At 62.4% G+C, this 17,178-nt stretch carries 15 protein-coding genes and 4 pseudogenes; 11 read left to right on the forward strand and 8 right to left on the reverse strand.

Annotation, left to right across the window (positions count from 1 at the left end; translation table 11 throughout):
• Window positions 1-9: 9 nt before the first annotated feature.
• Window positions 10-738 (reverse strand): TetR/AcrR family transcriptional regulator, encoded by a 729-nt coding sequence (locus tag AC1DT6_RS30430; protein ID WP_477115174.1) that lies wholly within the window; start codon window positions 736-738, stop codon window positions 10-12.
• A gap of 124 nt (window positions 739-862) precedes the next feature.
• Complete coding sequence (locus AC1DT6_RS30435; RefSeq protein ID WP_441629668.1) at window positions 863-1,414, reverse strand: TetR/AcrR family transcriptional regulator; 552 nt, start codon at window positions 1,412-1,414, stop codon at window positions 863-865.
• Window positions 1,415-1,979: 565 nt separating this feature from the next.
• Here AC1DT6_RS30435 and AC1DT6_RS30440 point away from each other — a divergent pair.
• Window positions 1,980-3,359, forward strand: coding sequence for an amidohydrolase (locus AC1DT6_RS30440; RefSeq protein ID WP_477103858.1), 1,380 nt, complete (start codon window positions 1,980-1,982; stop codon window positions 3,357-3,359).
• Window positions 3,360-3,453: 94 nt separating this feature from the next.
• Here the strand turns inward: AC1DT6_RS30440 and AC1DT6_RS30445 are convergent, their stop codons facing one another.
• On the reverse strand, window positions 3,454-3,846 hold the full coding sequence (locus AC1DT6_RS30445) for a hypothetical protein (RefSeq protein WP_441629670.1): 393 nt from the start codon (window positions 3,844-3,846) through the stop codon (window positions 3,454-3,456).
• 193 nt (window positions 3,847-4,039) lie between these two features.
• Window positions 4,040-4,282, reverse strand: a pseudogene (locus AC1DT6_RS30450) (Tn3 family transposase); the annotation flags it as partial.
• Between the two features lie 272 nt (window positions 4,283-4,554).
• Here AC1DT6_RS30450 and AC1DT6_RS30455 point away from each other — a divergent pair.
• From AC1DT6_RS30455 to wrbA, 4 genes and pseudogenes are all read left to right on the forward strand, one after another.
• A pseudogene (locus AC1DT6_RS30455) lies at window positions 4,555-4,836 on the forward strand (carboxyl transferase domain-containing protein); the annotation flags it as partial.
• Between the two features lie 15 nt (window positions 4,837-4,851).
• Window positions 4,852-5,196 (forward strand): annotated as a pseudogene (locus AC1DT6_RS30460) (carboxyl transferase domain-containing protein); the annotation flags it as partial.
• Window positions 5,197-5,623: 427 nt separating this feature from the next.
• The gene (locus AC1DT6_RS30465) at window positions 5,624-6,574 is read left to right on the forward strand and encodes a ring-cleaving dioxygenase (protein ID WP_441629681.1); all 951 of its coding nucleotides are present in this window, start codon (window positions 5,624-5,626) and stop codon (window positions 6,572-6,574) included.
• 17 nt (window positions 6,575-6,591) lie between these two features.
• Window positions 6,592-7,218 (forward strand): NAD(P)H:quinone oxidoreductase, encoded by a 627-nt coding sequence (wrbA, locus tag AC1DT6_RS30470; RefSeq protein WP_441629671.1) that lies wholly within the window; start codon window positions 6,592-6,594, stop codon window positions 7,216-7,218.
• Between the two features lie 91 nt (window positions 7,219-7,309).
• Here wrbA and AC1DT6_RS30475 read toward each other — a convergent pair whose 3' ends face one another.
• From AC1DT6_RS30475 to AC1DT6_RS30485, 3 genes are all read right to left on the reverse strand, one after another.
• On the reverse strand, window positions 7,310-7,702 hold the full coding sequence (locus AC1DT6_RS30475) for a hypothetical protein (RefSeq protein WP_441629672.1): 393 nt from the start codon (window positions 7,700-7,702) through the stop codon (window positions 7,310-7,312).
• Between the two features lies 1 nt (window position 7,703).
• Window positions 7,704-8,612: a tryptophan 2,3-dioxygenase gene (locus AC1DT6_RS30480; RefSeq protein WP_441629673.1), complete on the reverse strand. Its 909-nt coding sequence runs from the start codon at window positions 8,610-8,612 to the stop codon at window positions 7,704-7,706.
• 175 nt (window positions 8,613-8,787) lie between these two features.
• Entirely contained in the window at window positions 8,788-9,906 is a 1,119-nt protein-coding gene (locus AC1DT6_RS30485; protein ID WP_441629674.1) for an iron-containing alcohol dehydrogenase, read from the reverse strand.
• Between the two features lie 260 nt (window positions 9,907-10,166).
• On the opposite strand from AC1DT6_RS30485, the gene AC1DT6_RS30490 reads away from it, so the two are divergent.
• On the forward strand, window positions 10,167-10,850 hold the full coding sequence (locus AC1DT6_RS30490; RefSeq protein ID WP_441629682.1) for a nitroreductase: 684 nt from the start codon (window positions 10,167-10,169) through the stop codon (window positions 10,848-10,850).
• Window positions 10,851-11,028: 178 nt separating this feature from the next.
• Entirely contained in the window at window positions 11,029-11,937 is a 909-nt protein-coding gene (locus tag AC1DT6_RS30495) for a SphA family protein (protein ID WP_477115175.1), read from the forward strand.
• A gap of 7 nt (window positions 11,938-11,944) precedes the next feature.
• On the opposite strand, the pseudogene AC1DT6_RS30500 reads toward AC1DT6_RS30495, so the two are convergent.
• A pseudogene (locus AC1DT6_RS30500) lies at window positions 11,945-12,106 on the reverse strand (IS5/IS1182 family transposase); the annotation flags it as partial.
• 128 nt (window positions 12,107-12,234) lie between these two features.
• Here AC1DT6_RS30500 and AC1DT6_RS30505 point away from each other — a divergent pair.
• The 4 genes from AC1DT6_RS30505 (at window position 12,235) to AC1DT6_RS30520 (ending at window position 16,997) form a co-directional block, all read left to right on the forward strand.
• Complete coding sequence (locus tag AC1DT6_RS30505) at window positions 12,235-13,146, forward strand: LysR substrate-binding domain-containing protein (RefSeq protein WP_441629683.1); 912 nt, start codon at window positions 12,235-12,237, stop codon at window positions 13,144-13,146.
• A 177-nt stretch (window positions 13,147-13,323) separates the two neighbouring features.
• Window positions 13,324-14,793, forward strand: a complete 1,470-nt coding sequence (locus AC1DT6_RS30510) for an amidase (RefSeq protein WP_441629676.1) — start codon at window positions 13,324-13,326, stop codon at window positions 14,791-14,793.
• Window positions 14,794-14,860: 67 nt separating this feature from the next.
• Entirely contained in the window at window positions 14,861-15,904 is a 1,044-nt protein-coding gene (locus tag AC1DT6_RS30515) for a glutathione S-transferase family protein (protein ID WP_441629677.1), read from the forward strand.
• A gap of 511 nt (window positions 15,905-16,415) precedes the next feature.
• Window positions 16,416-16,997 (forward strand): substrate binding domain-containing protein, encoded by a 582-nt coding sequence (locus tag AC1DT6_RS30520; RefSeq protein WP_441629678.1) that lies wholly within the window; start codon window positions 16,416-16,418, stop codon window positions 16,995-16,997.
• Window positions 16,998-17,178: the final 181 nt, after the last annotated feature.

Genomic DNA, 17,178 nt, shown 5'->3' on the forward strand with positions numbered 1-17,178 from the left:
CCGGGAGGGCTACGACTGCACGGCGCTGCGTGGCCTTGCCCTTGGCTTGCTTGCGGCCGTATCCGAAGCGACTGCCGCCGCCTTCTTCTTCCCTGCCGCCAGCAGACCGGTCAGCACGAACTGCTGGACGCTCTGCCGCCATTGCGCGAGCGCGACTTTCGGACGTGGGCTCGGTCCGGTCGGCTTGGCACTGAAGAACATGCTGACGCCGTGCATGGCCGACCATGCGGAGCGCACCATCATGTCATCGAACTGCTCAGCCAGGTGGTTCTCCCGGAAGTAGTCCTGGACCGCGCCGGACAAGAGCTGGTAAGACGCATTGCCTGYTTCGAGCAGCTCGGGATACTTTTCCTTATCTTCGATCTGCGGCCCGAACATCAGGTAGAAGAGGGCCGGATTCCTGACGGCGAACTCGATGTAGCCGTCCATGACGGTGAGCAGCCGCGCCTCGGCAGTCATCTCAGGCGACAGCCGGGCCCGGCGCACGGCAACCAGTTCACGGAATCCTTCGGCGGCGATGGCGGCCAGCAGGCCCTCCTTGTCGGCAAACTGGTTGCGCGGCGCGCCGTGGGAAACCCCCGCGAGCTTGGCCGCGGAGCGCAGCGTCAGTCCGTGGACGCCCTTGTCGGCCAGGATCTCCCTGCCGCAGCGGATCATTTCTTCCCGCAGATTGCCATGGTGATAGCTTTGGCGAGCCGGGCGAGCCGGGCGGGTTGGGCGGGTCGTGGAAGTGGTCATCAGTGCGGTTCGCGGTGTCGTCAGGCCTCCATATTAGCGCCAACCCATCCCAGTCCCCTGACTCGCCGCGGCGCGTGCAACGGACGCGACGCATTTCGCCTTGGCTTGGCCGCAGGCCGCTGCGCTACAGCGATGACTGGAGAGCGTCCACGATCTCCGCGGACAGCGCTTCCGAGCGGACGGCGCGGGCCAGCACGAGGCCGCCAACCATCGAAGCGAGCGTGACGATCGCATCCTTGCGCGAAGCCTCATCATCCCCCCCCGCGACCAGTTCGATCAGCGACGCGACCCGCGCCTCGAAGCGCAGCCGCGTCTTGGCGTCAAGGCGGGAAACATCCGTGCCGAGCGCCGCGATCGCGCAACCCGATCCAGGGTTGTCGCGGTGCTTCTTGTTTACATAGGCGCGAACGATGGCGCCCTTGCGCTCAGGGGGCGGCGCGGCTCGCGCTGCCTGATCGAGCAACCCCATGGTCTGGTCGAAGGCGGCATCGATTGCCTCGGCAATCAAGGCGTCCTTCGACTCGAAGTGAGCGTAGAAGCCGCCGTGCGTCATACCGGCGCTCTTCATCAACTGCGCCACGCCGATGCCATTGACACCGTGCTTGCGGAATTGCGTCGAAGCCGCCTTGACGATGTGCTTGTGGGTTTCGGCTTTTTGGTCGTGTGAATAACGCATGGTCAGGGTGGGAAGAGTTCAAGAGCCTATTTGCCTCTGCAATATATAGCATTATGATTATCATGGCATCCAATTCTTTCTGGATGTCAACGCGCAGTGACGCGTATCCCGCACTCCCAATCTTGCCCTTAGGGATAGCATCGAGGGGAGGGTGGCGTGATCTTCCTTGACCCTGCCGGTTACCCTGTCTAGCATGTAGACAGCGGATACATTAGTGGTCGAGATAGAGGGATCGTCATGGAACTGCGGCATGGACATGGCGGCATCTTCTTGCGATATCGCTGTTTCTTCGCTTCGCGATATGACGATCATCATTTTGCGGGACCCGGGTGCCACTTCCCGCCGGCGCGGGCCTGTCGAGGGCGCTGATTCGGATTGGCCAAGGTAGTGCACAGGAGGAGGAATGGACGGCACACGACAGAAAAGGCTCAGATAACGATATGGAGGTATTCGCATGAAAACGCAGCAAGGAGGGAAGAAAGCCAGCAGCTTTTCTCGCGGCAGACTGCACCTGCATCCCGCAACACTGCCTGCATCAACCCAACAACAACGAAGGAGATCCCGCATGGCTGTCCGTCACACCGCATCCCGTTCCACCACCCTCATTGCTCTCGCCAGCGTCGCACTCGCCGCCGGCCTGCTCTGCAACGCCGCGCTGGCGCAGACCGCGCCGGCCCCTGCCAGCGCCGACACCCTGCACGTACAGATCGAAACGCGCGCCAAGGCCGTCGAAACCCAGCTCATCGCCTGGCGCCGCGACATCCACCAGCATCCGGAACTCGGCAACTACGAGACCCGCACCGCGGAGCTTGTCGCCGACCACCTGCGCAAGCTGGGCATGGAAGTGGAGACGGGCGTAGCCAAGACCGGTGTGGTGGGCGTGCTCAAGGGCGGCAAGCCTGGCCCGGTGGTGGCGCTGCGCGCCGACATGGATGCACTGCCGATCAAGGAACGGGGCGATGTGTCGTTCGCGTCCAAGGCCAAGGGTCTGTACTTGGGCAAGGAAGTCGACGTGATGCACGCCTGCGGCCATGACACCCACGTGGCGATACTGATGGCGGCAGCCGAGGTGCTCGCCGGCATGAAGGATCAGCTCCCGGGCACGGTCAAATTCATCTTCCAGCCGGCCGAGGAAAGTCCGGCAGACTTCGAACCCAACGGCTCCAATATGTGGGGCGCCAAGCAAATGGTGTCCGAAGGCGTGCTGGATAACCCGAAGGTCGATGCCATCTTCGGCCTGCACGTTACCAGCGGCATGGAATCCGGCAAGCTCGGCTGGCGCAGCGGTGCGTCGATGGCGGCGGCCGACCAGTTCTGGATCGACGTCAAGGGCCGTCAGGCGCACGGTGGGCGTCCGTGGGGCGGAATCGACCCGATCGTGGTGGCGTCGCAGATCGTGATGGGCCTGCAGACCATCCAGAGCCGCCAGGTCGATGCCATGCTGGAGCCGTCGGTGATCACCGTGGGTACCATCCACGGCGGCAACCGCATGAATATCGTGCCGGAGAAGGTCGAGATGATGGGCACCATCCGCACCTATGACGAAGGCATGAAGAAAGACATCCATGCCCGCATGAAGCGCACCACCGAGGCCATGGCAACCAGCGCTGGCGCCGAGGCCAACTTCCGCGTGGTGGAGCTGTACAACGCCACCATCAACCAGCCGGCCCTCACCGAGAAGATGGCGGCCACTTTGCAGCGGGTGGCTGGCGAAGGCAATTGGATGATCGCGCCCAAGCGGAGCGAATCGGAGGACTTCTCGTTCTACCAGGAGAAGGTGCCGGGGCTGTTCTTCTACCTCGGCGTGACGCCCAAGGGCCAGGATGTGAGCAAGGCGGCCTCCAACCACTCACCCGAGTTCCATGTGGATGAGCCGGCCCTGATCAACGGCGTGCGCGCGCTGTCCAACCTGACGGTAGACTACATGCTGATGGCGCAACGCTGAGCGCCCGGGGCCGTGCGCTGCAAGGCGGTCGTGGCGGCTACAACGGCGGTTCTTCCGCGTTGCCGCCCTCTTGGAGCCACCCCTCTCAAGGTGATTAAACGACACGTCCAGTCTTGATGACACGGGCGGTAGAAACATGCCGCAGTGCTACGCATCCGGCCATATAGCCTTTCTTCTTCGGTGCTTTCGGTCCCCGCGTATGTTTGCGCATCGCGCGGGGATCAACGTGCGCCGCGATCTTGATCAACTCGCGACCGACCTGAGCTGGGGTGAGGAGGTCATACGCCTGCCACACCTCGGGCGGCACCGCGATCATCATGCCAGCAAAAGTTGCCCGGATTTCGCTGGCTAGGTAATACGGTGAGAGCTCGATGTCGCTGGTATCCAGTTCATGCCGGATTCTCACCGCACTCGCAATCACGCTCAGTACGTTATACGCGAGCGCCGCCACGCCGAAGGCCAGCAGCGCCGCGCGCGGTTGGCTCAACGAGTGAATCTCACTAGTAAGAAGCGCTAAACAGCATGAGGCATCGGATCCACTTGACAGCCGAGATCGGCGAGGCGTTTGAGCAGGCGACGGGTGGTCTTGTCGACATGATGGCGGTCGAAGTAACGGAACCAAGGCGGCGTACTCAACGCCATCGTGGAGCATATGGTAGGCCGCGGTGAGCATGGAGGCACTGAACGTTGTGGAGGATGACCATGTTGGCGACCAGTTGGTTGTACTTGATCACCTTGCGCTGTTCGTGCCGCAGATTTTCGGCGATGATCCCGTCGCCACCAAACATCAACCACTGCGCGAAGTCATTGAACTGCTCACTCTTGTTCGTCGTGGCATGAATGGTACGCCGGAGCTCCGGCTCGTTCAGGTACTTCAGCAAGAACAGCGTGCGGATGACGCGGCCCAGTTCCCGGAACGCAAAGCCGTCGGCGAGCGCGTGAGCGCGGGGCAAACCATGATCGTGATCGAGAGTATGAAAATGCAACTCACCGCTGGAAGCGGCCGGCGATGGCATGGTCGCGGAAATTCCCTGTGCAAAGGGTGACTTGTTCGACCGGACGCGTTGCTGGTGCGGCTCGAAGCAGGGAAGGAGTAAGCATGCGCCGCATCGAATCCCGTATCAACACGCGTTCAGAGAGTTTCCAGGCCAACCGTGCGCACAACCTGCGCGTGCGCGCGGAATTCCTGGGGATGATGCAGGACGTCCGCCATCACCGGCCGGAGCGCGACATCAAGCGCCTACGCGACCAGGGCAAGCTGCTGGTGCGCGAGCGCTTGGACTTGCTGCTGGATCCCGGCACCCCGTTCCTGGAGTTGTCACCGCTCGCTGCCAATCATGCCAAGTATGACGCGCACATCAAGGGCACCGGCGTGGTCTCCGGCATCGGCGTGGTCAACGGCCGCGAAGTCATGGTGCTGGCCAACGACAGCACCATCAAGGGTGGTGCTGTCTATCTGCTCGGCGCAAAAAAATCCATCCGCGCGCTCAAGATCGCACTGGATGGCCCGCCGCTGGTAAAGGCCGCCACCGGCGAATACATCAGCGCGGCCGAACTGGGCGGCGCGGATGTGCACACGCGCATCTCGGGTACGGCCGACTACGCCGTTGACTCAGAAACCGCATCGCGCTGGCACGCGAAATCAGAGGAGCTATAAGGGATCATTCCCGACGACATCAAGAAGCAGTTCGACATGCGTGAGGTGATCGCGCGCCTGGTCGACGGAAGTTTGTTCCATGAATACAAGCCCGACTACGGCACCACGCTGGTATGCGGCTACGCTTATCTGTGGGGCTACAAGATTGGCATCCTCGCCAACAATGGCGTGCTGTTCAGCTAGGCTGCGCAGAAGGCCACCAGCTTCATGCAACCGTGCGACCGCGACGCTACTCAAGCAAGCTAGGAGGGATCTTGACGGGCTCACTAGATCCTTCAGATCGAGCATGGCATGGGGACTCGCCGGCCATTCCGGTGCCGGCGACTTTTGCGGGGGTAAGCGGGTGACGCCCGATCGTACTCCAACGCTGGCGCACACCGACACTCGGGCAAACCTTGGTGCCCTGCCGCGTCTGCGTCCCGACAGCGTCGGGAATTGCATCCCGCGCCACCTCGAGCACCGCGCCTCACAGGGCGGCATTGTCCAAGTTTGCAGAACCCTGCGTACAACCCGTGACGGCTGCCCAATCGGTATCTGCCGTCATAAGCTGTTGCACAGGAGCGGCTATGCGCTGTTTCTACATGCCTATTTCAAACTGGAGAGGACAATGTTAATGCTCAAGGGATTTCATCATCTGACCCTCGGCGTGAGGCACGCACAGGAGGATGTGGACTTCTACGTCAAGCTGCTCGGGCAGAGCCTCGTGAAGAAGACCGTGCTTCTCGACGGCGAGGATCCCATCTACCACCTTTACTATGGCAACGCGAATGGCGATCCAGGGACCCTTGTGACGTCGTTCCCGTTCCGGCAGCGGGGCGTCATGGCGCGTCCGGGATCGGGCCAGGTGCGGGTCATCAACTACTCGGTTCCCAAGGGCTCGCTCGAATTCTGGCGCCGCCGCTTCGATGCCATGGATGTGCCATATGACAGCGAGATCGTCGAGCGCTTCGGAGAGCGCCGCCAGCGGTTCCAACATCCGTGCGGCATCGAGTTCGATCTCGTCGAAACGGATCTCGATTCGCGTCCGGCTTGCGTGGCCAGCGATATCCCCGAAGCCCATGCCATCCGCGGCGTCCACAGCATCACGCTGTCGCTGCGGGAAGTCGCCGAATCGATCCGCTTCATGAGCGAAGCGATCGGTTTCCGGTACGCAGGCCAGGCGGGATCCTACTACCGCTTCGAGACGTACAACGGCGGCCCGGGCATGATCGTCGAGTTCCTGCATGAGCCGGACCGGCACCAGGGTTCGTCGATCTACGGCGAAGGCACGGTCCACCATGTGGCCTTCGCGGTGGACAACGTGGAGCAGCAGGCGATCCTGAAGGAGAGAATGTTTGCCCTGGGTTACATCGATACGTCCGAATCGGTGCACCGCAACTACTTCCGCTCGATGTACTTCAAGATGCCCGGCGGCGTGATGTTCGAGGCGACCACCACCGACATCGGCTTCGCGATCGATGAAGAGCCAGGCCATTTTGGCGAGGAATTTCAGCTCCCGCCCTGGCTGGCGGATCGCAAGGACGAGCTGCTGGGCCGGCTCGAGCCCATCTCTGTATGACGTTGCCGGGGATCACCATGCAAAAACCGAAAGTACTGATTGTTTTCTACTCACGAAACAGTTCCACCGAGATGCTGGCCAAGGCTGTCGCCGAGGGGGCCCTCGAGGCTGGCGCAGAAGTCCGCATGCGGCGTGTGCGGGAGGTTGTCGGCCCCGACGTCATGCGACAGGCGCCGGGCTGGCTCGAGAACGCCACGGAGATGAACGCGAAATACGAGGCGCCGACCGAAGCCGATGCTGAGTGGGCTGACGCCATCGTGTTCGGCACGCCGACGCGGTTCGGGTCGATCTCGGCCGAACTCAAGGCGTATATCGACGGGCTCGGCGGCCTCTGGTTCGCGGGAAAACTGAATGGCAAGGTGGGCTCGGTCTTCGGCTCGACGTCCTCGCGCCACGGCGGCAATGAAGCCACGCTGCTGGCGACCTACGCGCCCATGGCGCACCTGGGCCTGATCATCGTGCCGCTGGGCTATGCCGACGCGGCGATGTTCAAGGCCGGCACCCCGTACGGCGCGACTCACGTCTCGCACCGTGACGCCGTGAAGCCCGACGACGATCACCTGGCGGTTGCTCGGTTCCAGGGCCGCAGGGTGACGACCGTCGCCCGCGCCTTGCACGTCCAGCCGCAGCCCGTGGCAGCCTGAAAGTAAAAGCCTAATCGTAAAAAGGGGCGGAGACTCGCAGTCTCCGCCCGATTCCTGCATCGCCACAGGCCGATGACACGATGGCAACCGCTCAGGCTGGCGCAGTCTCCACGCAGCTTGCCATGGCATCGATCCGGCGCGATGGCGGTAGCAGGTCGTCCCATATCGACATGAACCCCAGATACGCCAGCCGCACCAGGTTAACAACCCAAAGCACATCGCCAAGGGCGAACGCGCATCCCGCGAGATACAGGGCTGGCGCGGAACGCGGCGTGCGGTCCAGTGCCTTCAACACGCCTTCAACGTGATGGCGTGCGGTCCGCTGGCATGCGGCATCGCGGCGGACCGCAATGCCGCCTCGTTCCTTCGCGATCCTGGTGCGACAGGCGGCAACAGGTCCTGCATCCCCGGCATGGTTGACGATCATGGACTCGAGCGCCGCGATTTTGTGATCGTAGACCGTTTCCATGACCGTCTTGAGCACGTCACTCCGTGGCCCGGGCATTTCCCTGTCCGCGAGCGTGCGGACATACCGCGGGCGGATCGCCGATGAAGCCGCGCGCAGACCAGAGTTCCGGGAACGGGATCTCGTTCATGGTCGGCAGAAGCCAGGCAATGCCCTCGGTGCCGAAGTAGGCCGGCCGGGCGCCGAACGTCCGGCGCGTTGCCATCAGGTGCAGGTGCTTCCACGCGGAGAATCCCTCGGCGATGTCGGCCAGCGTCTCGCCGAGCTGCTGCAGCTCCCGGTGCTCTTCCGGGTCGGCGTAGACCTCGCGCCAGACGTTCTCGACCACCTTGTCCGGCGTGTAGGGCACACTGAAATCGCGGTCGAGTACCACCGCCGGCACGGTGAAGCCCTTGCGGCTCAGGTGGGCGAGCACGTCGTCATACAGGCTCGGCTCTGCCAGCGCCTTGCTGAGTTGTGCCCAGCGCCGGGGCTGCGGCAGGAAGTGCTGCAGGTGCTCCCCCTGCTTGATGCCGAGCAGGTAGACCATCTGCCGGTACGTCCAGCCCTGGAGGGCGGTGTCCTTGCCGTACTTCGGGCCAACGCAGGACAGGATGGCGAGCAGGTCGACAGGCGTCATCCACGCGATGGAGCGCCATGTGGCATTGAGCGGCTCGTGGTGGGCGACGACGCGCCGCAGCGTCCGGCAGGCCCCGATCAGGTCATCGGCACGCAATTGCGCCTGCGCGGCTTGTATTTCCTTGATGATCAGCATCCAGTACAGCTCGGACACCTGCGCCGATACGATCCAGGCGTGCTCGCCGGGATGGTCGCTGACCGGGTGCTGCAGCGAGTGGAGCACGTCTGTCTGTAACCAGTCACTGTATGGCGTATGCCCGGCTGGCGTTCCGGCCGGCACCGGGGATGCGGGCTTGACGGTATCGTTCACTTTGGTCTCCTCGTGGTGGTGGTAGGGTCAGGCAAGTTTTGTGGAACGGCGACGGTCCGCTGCATCGACTCCATCTGCGTCAGGCCTGTTGCGGTGATCTGACGACTGGCCAGGGCATCGAGCGCGTGGCGCAGGCCGACGGGATGCGGGAAGGTGTCGGATGGCCGGCCGGTCATTACCACAGGCTCTCCAACAGCGCATCCAGCTTCGCGCCGGCATCCTCGCCAAGGTCGCCGACCTCGGAGGGATAGTTCTGCTTGAGCAGGGCCGCCATCTCGGGAAGCTTCGCCCGATCGAAATCGAGGTCGCCTAGCCGGCTCGGCAATTCCAGTGCGTCCACGGCTGCCTCAATGCGGTCAGCGAGGAATGCGGCGGGCGTGCGGATGCCACGGTCCGTGGAAAAAATCTCGAGCTTTCGGCCATAGGCGTCGGCGCAGGCGCGGATGACGGGCGCCAGCGCAATGCACGATGTCACGCTGTGCGGTACCCCAAACGTCCCGCCGAGGATGTGCCCGATGCGATGGCTCAGGCCGTAGATGACCGAAGCAGGATAGAAGTAACACTGCCACGCGGCGAGCTGAAGCTGCAAAAGGTCGTCGGTCGACACGTGGCCGCCCGCGATGGCCTCGGGCGTTTCGAGCTTGCGCGGCCACTTCTCCAGCACGGCAAGAAAGCGCTCCACGCCCCTGGCGGCCTGGATGGCGTGTGGGTGGTCCACGCCGACCCGGCGCATGCCTTCCACCGCATGGTCGATCCCCTTGATGGCCGAACTCAGCAGCAGCATACGTGGCGTGTCGACAATCATCCGGGGGTCGATCACCACCAGCCTGGGCGTCGTTTCGCGCACGGCATAACTGCGCTTGAACTTCCGGGGACCGTCCGTTTCCGTCACGCCGAAGTAGTGGGAGAACTCCGAACCCGACAGGGTCGTCGGAATCGCGGCAATGGGCAGGTAGCGGCCTGTCTGCTGGAAATGCTGGTAGGAGACTGCCTTTGCGGCGTCGAGTACAGAGCCGCCGCCGAGGGCGATGATCGATCCCGCATTGGCCTCGATGCAGGCACGCAGTCCGTCGCGTACGGCGAAATCGGGCACATGCGGCGGCAGGCCGGTGAAGGTGCCCACGCCGTCGCCGATGGCAGGCTGCAGGTACTCGCGGTTCAAGGCCTCAAGGAATTCCACGGTGAACGTCATCGGACGGCGGATGCCGTAGTTCCCCATGGAGGGGGCGACGGTTTGCAGYACTCCGTGTCCCCAGACAATCTCTTCCTGCGGCAAGCATTTCAACTGGTTCATTCCACTTCTCCACCATGTTTTCGTATGCGATCGGGGGCTCCGATCCCGAGTAGGAAGATAGGCGAATCGGGTTCGCGCGTGCGCGCGGGATTTGAGAACGGAGCGTCCAGGATTTTGGACGCCGCACATGTGCGTACGGGGGCCTGTCGTTCGTTGTTTCCGGACGAAGCTTTCAAGTTTTGCCGTCTTCACAAGGCAGGGGACGTGTCTATGATCCTTTCCACCGTAGCGACCCCCACCACGAGAACGGAGACATGAAGATGGAGGCAATCCAGATTACAGAAGCGCTGATTCGCGGACGCCACAGCAAGCGCGGCTTCCTTGACCAGCCGGTGCCGCTCGAGACTGTCAGGGACATCCTGTCGGTCGCGAAATACGCGCCGAGTTCGAGCAACACGCAGCCCTGGCGCTGCTATGTACTGACCGGAAAGGCTCGCGAGAAGATTGCGGGAGCCGCGGTCGAGGCGTATCGCGCCGATCCTGAGGGACTGGCTCCCGACTACCCGTTCTTTCCAAAGGAATTGCCGGCACCATTCTCGTCGCGCTTCAATACGTTTCGCGGGATGCTGGGCGATGCGCAGGGCGTGCACAGGAGCGATATCGTCGGGCGCCGGCGCGACGTCGAACGGCAGTTCCGGTTCTTCGATGCGCCAGTGGGACTGATCTTCACCATGGACCGGCGCCTGGAATGGGCCAGCTTCATCTGCTACGGCTGCTTTCTCCAGAACATCATGCTGGCCGCGCGCGCCCGGGGGCTGGATACCTGCCCGCAGCAGATCTGGTCGCTGCAATCGGCAGTGCTTCGTGAAGGCCTCGCCATTCCCGACGAGGAGATGGTCGTGGCCGGAATGTCACTCGGCTATGCAGACAACAATATTCCGGAAAACAACATGGCGCTTAGCAAGCTGGAACTGGACGAGTTCGTCTCGTTCGTCGATTGCTGACCCCCGGAACCGTCCGGGTCGCTCCTTGACCTGGAAAAGCACGAAGAAGCGATAGCCATCGTTAGCGAGTCTCGGCAAGTTGCGGAGATGTCGAATAGTTAGCGTAGGCGCGCTTAACCGGCTGATGCGGATGCCCGGAGCCCTCAGCCGAAAAAGAGAATAAAGAGACGGAGGAGACATGATTAAAGTGCCCGCGAGATTTTTGACGGTTGTTGCGCTCGCATGCTGGCTCGCCTCGAAGGTTGAGGCAACCGAGAATGGCCAGACCAGTTACCCTGTTGGCGTCAATACCGTATTGAATGGAATCTTGCCACCGCCTGGTGAAACCCAGTTCTATAACTACACGCTTTACTACAATGCCGGAAAATTCGCTGGCCCGCATGGAGGAAGTCTCGTTCCCGGCTTCCACTTGAACACGTTTGCTGACGCCCCGCGTGTCGTTCACACATGGGGCACCACATTCGGCCCCTTTACTGTGTCCAGTGGTGCAATCGTCCCGCTCGTTCATCTTGGGCTGGAAACGCCAGGCGGCAGCGGCAAGCGCTATGGAATTGGAGACATCATTCTTGAGCCGTGGCTCATTGATTATTCAAATCCATCGCGAACATTCTTCGCCTTCCTCGCCACCAATGTCGCAGTGCCGAGCGGGTCCTACTCCGCCAACCGAGTGGCGAACACTGGTCGGAATGTATATGCGCTAATACCGCACATCAGTACCACATGGTTCCCCACGCCCGCAGTTGAAGTCTCCACCACCACGCTCGTAGAGATCAGTTCACCGAACTCGGCGACTCGACATCACTCTGGCGCTGTTGCAGCACTTGAATATGTTGTTGGATATTCGCTTAACAGCAAGTTCCAGCTCGGACTTCAAGGATACCTCCTGAAACAGTTCACCGATGACAAAGTCAACGGCGTGCCCGTAGGAGCGGATGGGTTTCGCGGAAAATCTGTCGCAGTCGGGCCGCAACTACGATACATGTGGTCGCCGGCGGCAGGCATTGTGCTCAAGTATCAGCGCGAGTTCGCCGTGYAGAATCGGCCGCAAGGCAACAAGTTCTGGGTTGAACCGTGTTTCCCTCTTTGATCGGAATGAGGCGACGTTCGAAGCGAATACGCAGCTTGCCGAACCCGGCAAGCTGCGCATGCGTTCGCTCGTAGTCTACGGCGACGTGGTGTCGTTTTCTGCCAAGTTTGCCGCGATCGGTGGGGTTCGGGCGCATTGACGGTCGTGGCGCGAGCGGGCGCCTGCCACGGCAATGGCGGTCATTGGGGGGTGTTCGACCGTGGCACTGCGCGCACCCCTTGCAGTACCATCGATGGAAAGCACACACCATTGACCCAACCCAACCCAACCCAACCCAACCGCTACCAAGGCAGCCAGATGCTGGACCTGAAAGACGTTTTTCACTTCGTGCAAGTGGTCGACCGCGGTGGCTTTACGTCTGCCGGCAACAGCCTGGGGCTGCCCAAGTCCACGTTAAGTCACAGGGTCAAGGAGCTGGAGGCTTCGCTGGGCGTCCGCTTGATCAACCGGACCTCGCGCCAGTTTGCCTTGACCGACGTAGGCGCTGAGTTCTACCAGTACGCTGTCGCCTTGCTGCAGAGCGCCGACGTCGCGGAACAGGCGATGCGCCAGAGGCTCGCGGAACCCAGCGGGATCATTCGCGTGACGGTAGCGGTCGAGCTTGCGCAGTTTGCGCTACGCCAGGTCCTGCCGACGTTCCTGAGCAGCCATCCCAAGGTCAGCATCGTGGAAATCGCCACGGACAGGCTCGTCGACGTTGTCGGCGAGGGCTTCGACCTGGCGCTGCGCGGACATACCTCGGCACTGCAGGATTCCAACCTGGTCCAACGGCCCATCGTCAGGGCGCCATGGTACCTGTTTGCGGGTGCCGACTACCTCGAACGGAGGCCACTCCTGGAGGAGCCGGAGCAACTTGCATCCCATGCCATCGTCTCGATGGTGCGCAAAGGGCCGCTGCAGTGGCAACTGCGAGGCCCCGACGGCACGCTCGTCACCATCCCGATCGAGCCAAGATTCCAGAGCAACAGCATGATGTCCCTGAAGGAGGCAGCCTGCGCCAACGTTGGCGTGGCAGCCCTGCCCGGGTATATCTGCCGGTCCGAGCTGCAGGCTGGCGTGCTGCGGCAAGTCCTGCCGGGCTGGATCGCCGCGGATGCGCGCATCTCGGCCCTCATGCCGTATCGGACCGGACTGCTTCCCGCCGTGCGGTCGCTGGTCGATTTCCTCGCCGTAGAGCTGCCCAAGGTCACCGCATTCGACGGCCGCTGACCCGGCACTACCTCCTCTGCCTCCAAAGCCATGCGGGCCACGCCCCGTGTGTCCCGCCGGGCGTTCCATATTCATGGACGCTGCGTTCGGCGCCAGCCAGCTTCCAAGGCCGAGCCGATCAACTATCGTTTCCAACCAGGGATAAGCCAACCGCAACGTCACCCTGGAGTGGAATACATGAACCAGTTGAACTGCCAGCCACGAGATGCGATCTTCTCTGGCCACGACATACTTCCGACGGCTGTCGGGTCGCTCGACCAGCACGGCATCCGACGCCCATCCCGAACGACGGCCCCGCATTCCATGGGCTTGCGCAACGCGCTGGATGCCCTTGCCACGCGGCAATTCACCGCGACGGCATTGACGGAGCAGGCACTCGAACGCGCGGAAGCCAGCAAGCGGCTGCTCAATGCATTCTCGGCGATCGATTGGGACCGTGCCCTGAAGGCGGCAGCGGAAAGCGACCGCCGCTATGGCGAACGCCGGCCGCGGCCACTGGAGGGACTGCCCATTGCGGTCAAGGATCTGATCGACACCAAGGGCATGGAGACCCGCTACGGTTCCGCAGCCTATCTCGGTCATGTGCCAGCCGCCGATGCGGACATCGTGAGAACTCTGGTGGAGCGCGGCGCGATCATCATCGGCAAGACCACGACCCACGAATTCGCGTGGGGCGTGACAACCGCCAGCGCCAGGTTTGGCGATACCCTGAATCCGCTGGACCATACACGCATACCCGGGGGTTCCAGTGGTGGCGCCGCGGCGGCGATTGCGCACGGTGCCATCATGGCGGGCGTGGGCACGGATACCGGCGGCTCGGTCCGGATTCCCGCCGCGCTGTGCGGCGTCGTCGGATACAAGCCCACGCTCGGCACGTTATCCACGCGCGGCGTGTTCCCCCTGGCGCCCACTTGCGACCACGTTGGCCTGCTCGGCGAGCAGGTTGACGACGTGCTGTTGCTCGCCGATGCGATTGACATCAGGGTTCCCGAGAGCGATGCGTGGCTGTCCGCACGGCTGGGCGTCATTCGTGACATCGCACCGGTTCCACTCAGTCCGGAAATTGCAGCGGCATTTGATGGCGCGATGAAGCGGCTGGCGCAGGTCTTTTCCTGTGTGAACGTCAGCACTTCCGGCCTGTTCGATGCGGTATTCGGTGCCTTCGCGAACATCGTCCTGATCGAAGGCGGCATCGAGCATTTCCGCCGCAACGACTGGGACCGTATCTCGACGCACTACAATCCGGAAACCGTCGACCGGCTGAAACGCGCGGAAACCATGGACCTGCGCGCCTATGCGGCGGCCCAGCAGACCAGGCGAAGTTTCACGACAAGGCTGCACGAGGTGATGTCGACGGTTGACTATCTCGTGCTGCCGACATGCCCGTGCACCGCACCGCATCTCGATGCCGGTACCGTGAGCATTGGCGCTTGGACCGGCACGGTCCGAGAGGCGCTGATGACCTATACGGCACCGTTCAATGTCGCGGGATTTCCTGCCATTTCGATTCCCCTGGCGACCGGCGAACGCAGCCTTCCCGCTGCCTTGCAGATCGTCGCGAAGCCCGGCGACGACGGTGCGCTGCTGCAGATTGCACAGCAGATGGAGCTGATGCTGCGAACGGGCACCGCCAACAAGAGTTGCTAGACGTCAACCCAAGAACAGGAGATAACGATGAACGATAGCGCCAAACCTGAGTGCCAGGAAACCAGCAATGAGCCATGACAAATTGACGAATATGGCGGCCGGTGCCCGTGCCGCCATCGCGGACCCCGCGCGAATCTCTCTCGTGGGTAGTGACGCCAACCCGCGCTTCGAACTGTTCCACGCGGCCAGTTCACTCTGCTCGCAGAAAGTGCGCACGGTATTGTTCGAGAAGCAGTTGCCGTACCGTTCGAACAATATGATGATCCTCGGTTCGATGGGTCCTGATGGCGTTGTTCCAGCCGAGCACTACCATCCGCCCTACGTCCGACTGCGGTTGCTTGCAGGCCGGGAAGTGGGGCGGGAACTTGTCAGCGGCTATAGCGGGCGTACTTCGGTGGAGACCGAAGGCTTTGATCCCTGCGCGGTCCCGTTGCTTGTGGACTACGAGGCTGGCCGTGTCATTGCCGATTCCAGACGGATCTGCTGCTATCTCGATGCGGTGTCGCGCGATCCCGTTCATCTCGTGCCGGAGGATGCCGATGTGCGTGCCCAGGTGATGCACCAGGTGAGCATCGTCGATCAGATCCCGAACGGCACCTTGCTCTACGGCTTTCATCCCGATGCCGACCTGCGGCCTGAAGCGCTCAAGACGGCCATGGAAACGGTCTACGACTACAAGATCAAGGCGCTCGAAGCCATGATTGACGCCAATGCCGACGATGCGGAGCTCATTGCGGCCTATCGCGCGAAGATCGCGAAGGAGCGGGGCGGCAAGTCGGTCTGCCACGATGCGGCATTTCAGCGCGCCGCACGTCGGCACGTCGCGGGCCTCTTGACGGACCTCGACCATGCGCTTGGTTCGTCGTCACCGTACCTCAGGGGGGAATCATTCTCGCTCGGCGATGTGCTGTGGGGTGTCAATCTGGTTCGGATGGCTTATCTGGGGCTTGCGTCGATGTGGGAAAACCTGCCCAACGTCGAGCGATATGTTGATGCGCTGGCCAGGCGTCCGTCCCTGTGCACGGAAGCGGTCCAGGCCACTGTCGATTCCATGCCGCCTTCGCGCTATATGCATGTCATTGCCGGCTGCGGGGAGGCGGTGCCGGTGTAGTCCTCCTGCCACAGGCACCGATCAATGCCGGTGCCTGTGGCAGGAGGGGAATGGGCGGAGACTCTGCATCTCCGCCCATTTGCTTTCTCAGGCTGCCACGGGTTCTTGCTCGCAGTGCAACGCATGCGCGAGCGGTGTCACCCTGCGGCCCTGGAATCGGGCCACGGCCAGGTGGTCGTCGTCGGGCTTCTTGGCATCACTGAAGCTGTCGGAACGTGTAGGAAAAACTGAACGATCGGGGCCGGCGCAGTGGTGCGCGCCAAGGTTTGCCCGGATCCGCGGATGCGCGCCCTGGGGTATGATCGGGGATCAAGATCACACCCACATCCGAACCGTTGCCACCGCCGGCAATGATCCGCGCCCCAAGCAATGCTGGATCTGAAGGACGTCTATTACTTCGTACAGGTGGTTGACCGCGGCGGGTTCACCTCGGCCGGCGAGATGCTTAGGCTGCCCAAGTCGACGCTGAGCCATCGCCGCGGAGATTGCGCAGTTTGCGTTGCGTCACGTGTTGTCCACATTCCTGTCCGACCATCCCAAGGTCAAAATCATCGAGACCGCCACGGACAGGATGGTGGACATCGTTGGAGAGGGATTCGATCTGGCGATCCGCGGCCACACGGGCCAGCTCCAGGACTCCAATCTGGTACAGCGTCCGCTCGCACGCGCGCCGTGGTATCTCTTCGCAGGGCCGGAATATCTCGAACGGGTGTCCCAACCGGAACAGCCGGAGGAATTGGCGTCGCATTCGATCATCGCACTGGTCAGCAAGGGAGCGCAGCAGTGGCAGCTGCAGGGGCCGGACAAACGCGTCGTCGTGGTGCCGATTGACCCGAGATTCCAGAGCAACAGCCTGATTTCGCTGAAAGAGGCCGCTTGTGCCAACATCGGCGTTGCGGCACTGCCCGGATACGTCTGCCAGGCCGAACTGAGGGTCGGCGCGCTGCGGCAGATCCTGCCCGAATGGATGGCCGCGGATGCTCGCATCACGGCGCTGATTCCCTATCGCACCGGCCTGCTGCCGGCAGTACGTACACTGGTCGACTATCTTGCCGTGGTGATGCCCAAGGTGACGGCTTTCGACCGAAGCTGACCTGGCAAGCCGCGGGTACGGGATCTTTTTTTAGGTTCTTCAGACTTTCGTGTGGGTAGGTAGTACGCTTTCGCGCATGGCTTGGTAAGGAGGTGTGCGATGGACAGCGTGGAACTGTACCGGCAGCTGCTTGGCGTGACTGCGCCATGGACGGTGGAGCGTGTCGACCTGGACGTGGCGC

Source organism: Cupriavidus sp. 01L45, from assembly GCF_056399885.1.

Coding starts and splice junctions, on each gene's coding strand:
- AC1DT6_RS30435 (WP_441629668.1), bottom strand. CDS start 1,414: ATGCGTTATTCACACGACCAAAAAGCCGAAACCCACAAGCACATCGTC.
- AC1DT6_RS30440 (WP_477103858.1), top strand. CDS start 1,980: ATGGCTGTCCGTCACACCGCATCCCGTTCCACCACCCTCATTGCTCTC.
- AC1DT6_RS30465 (WP_441629681.1), top strand. CDS start 5,624: ATGTTAATGCTCAAGGGATTTCATCATCTGACCCTCGGCGTGAGGCAC.
- wrbA (WP_441629671.1), top strand. CDS start 6,592: ATGCAAAAACCGAAAGTACTGATTGTTTTCTACTCACGAAACAGTTCC.
- AC1DT6_RS30490 (WP_441629682.1), top strand. CDS start 10,167: ATGGAGGCAATCCAGATTACAGAAGCGCTGATTCGCGGACGCCACAGC.
- AC1DT6_RS30505 (WP_441629683.1), top strand. CDS start 12,235: ATGCTGGACCTGAAAGACGTTTTTCACTTCGTGCAAGTGGTCGACCGC.
- AC1DT6_RS30510 (WP_441629676.1), top strand. CDS start 13,324: ATGAACCAGTTGAACTGCCAGCCACGAGATGCGATCTTCTCTGGCCAC.
- AC1DT6_RS30515 (WP_441629677.1), top strand. CDS start 14,861: ATGAGCCATGACAAATTGACGAATATGGCGGCCGGTGCCCGTGCCGCC.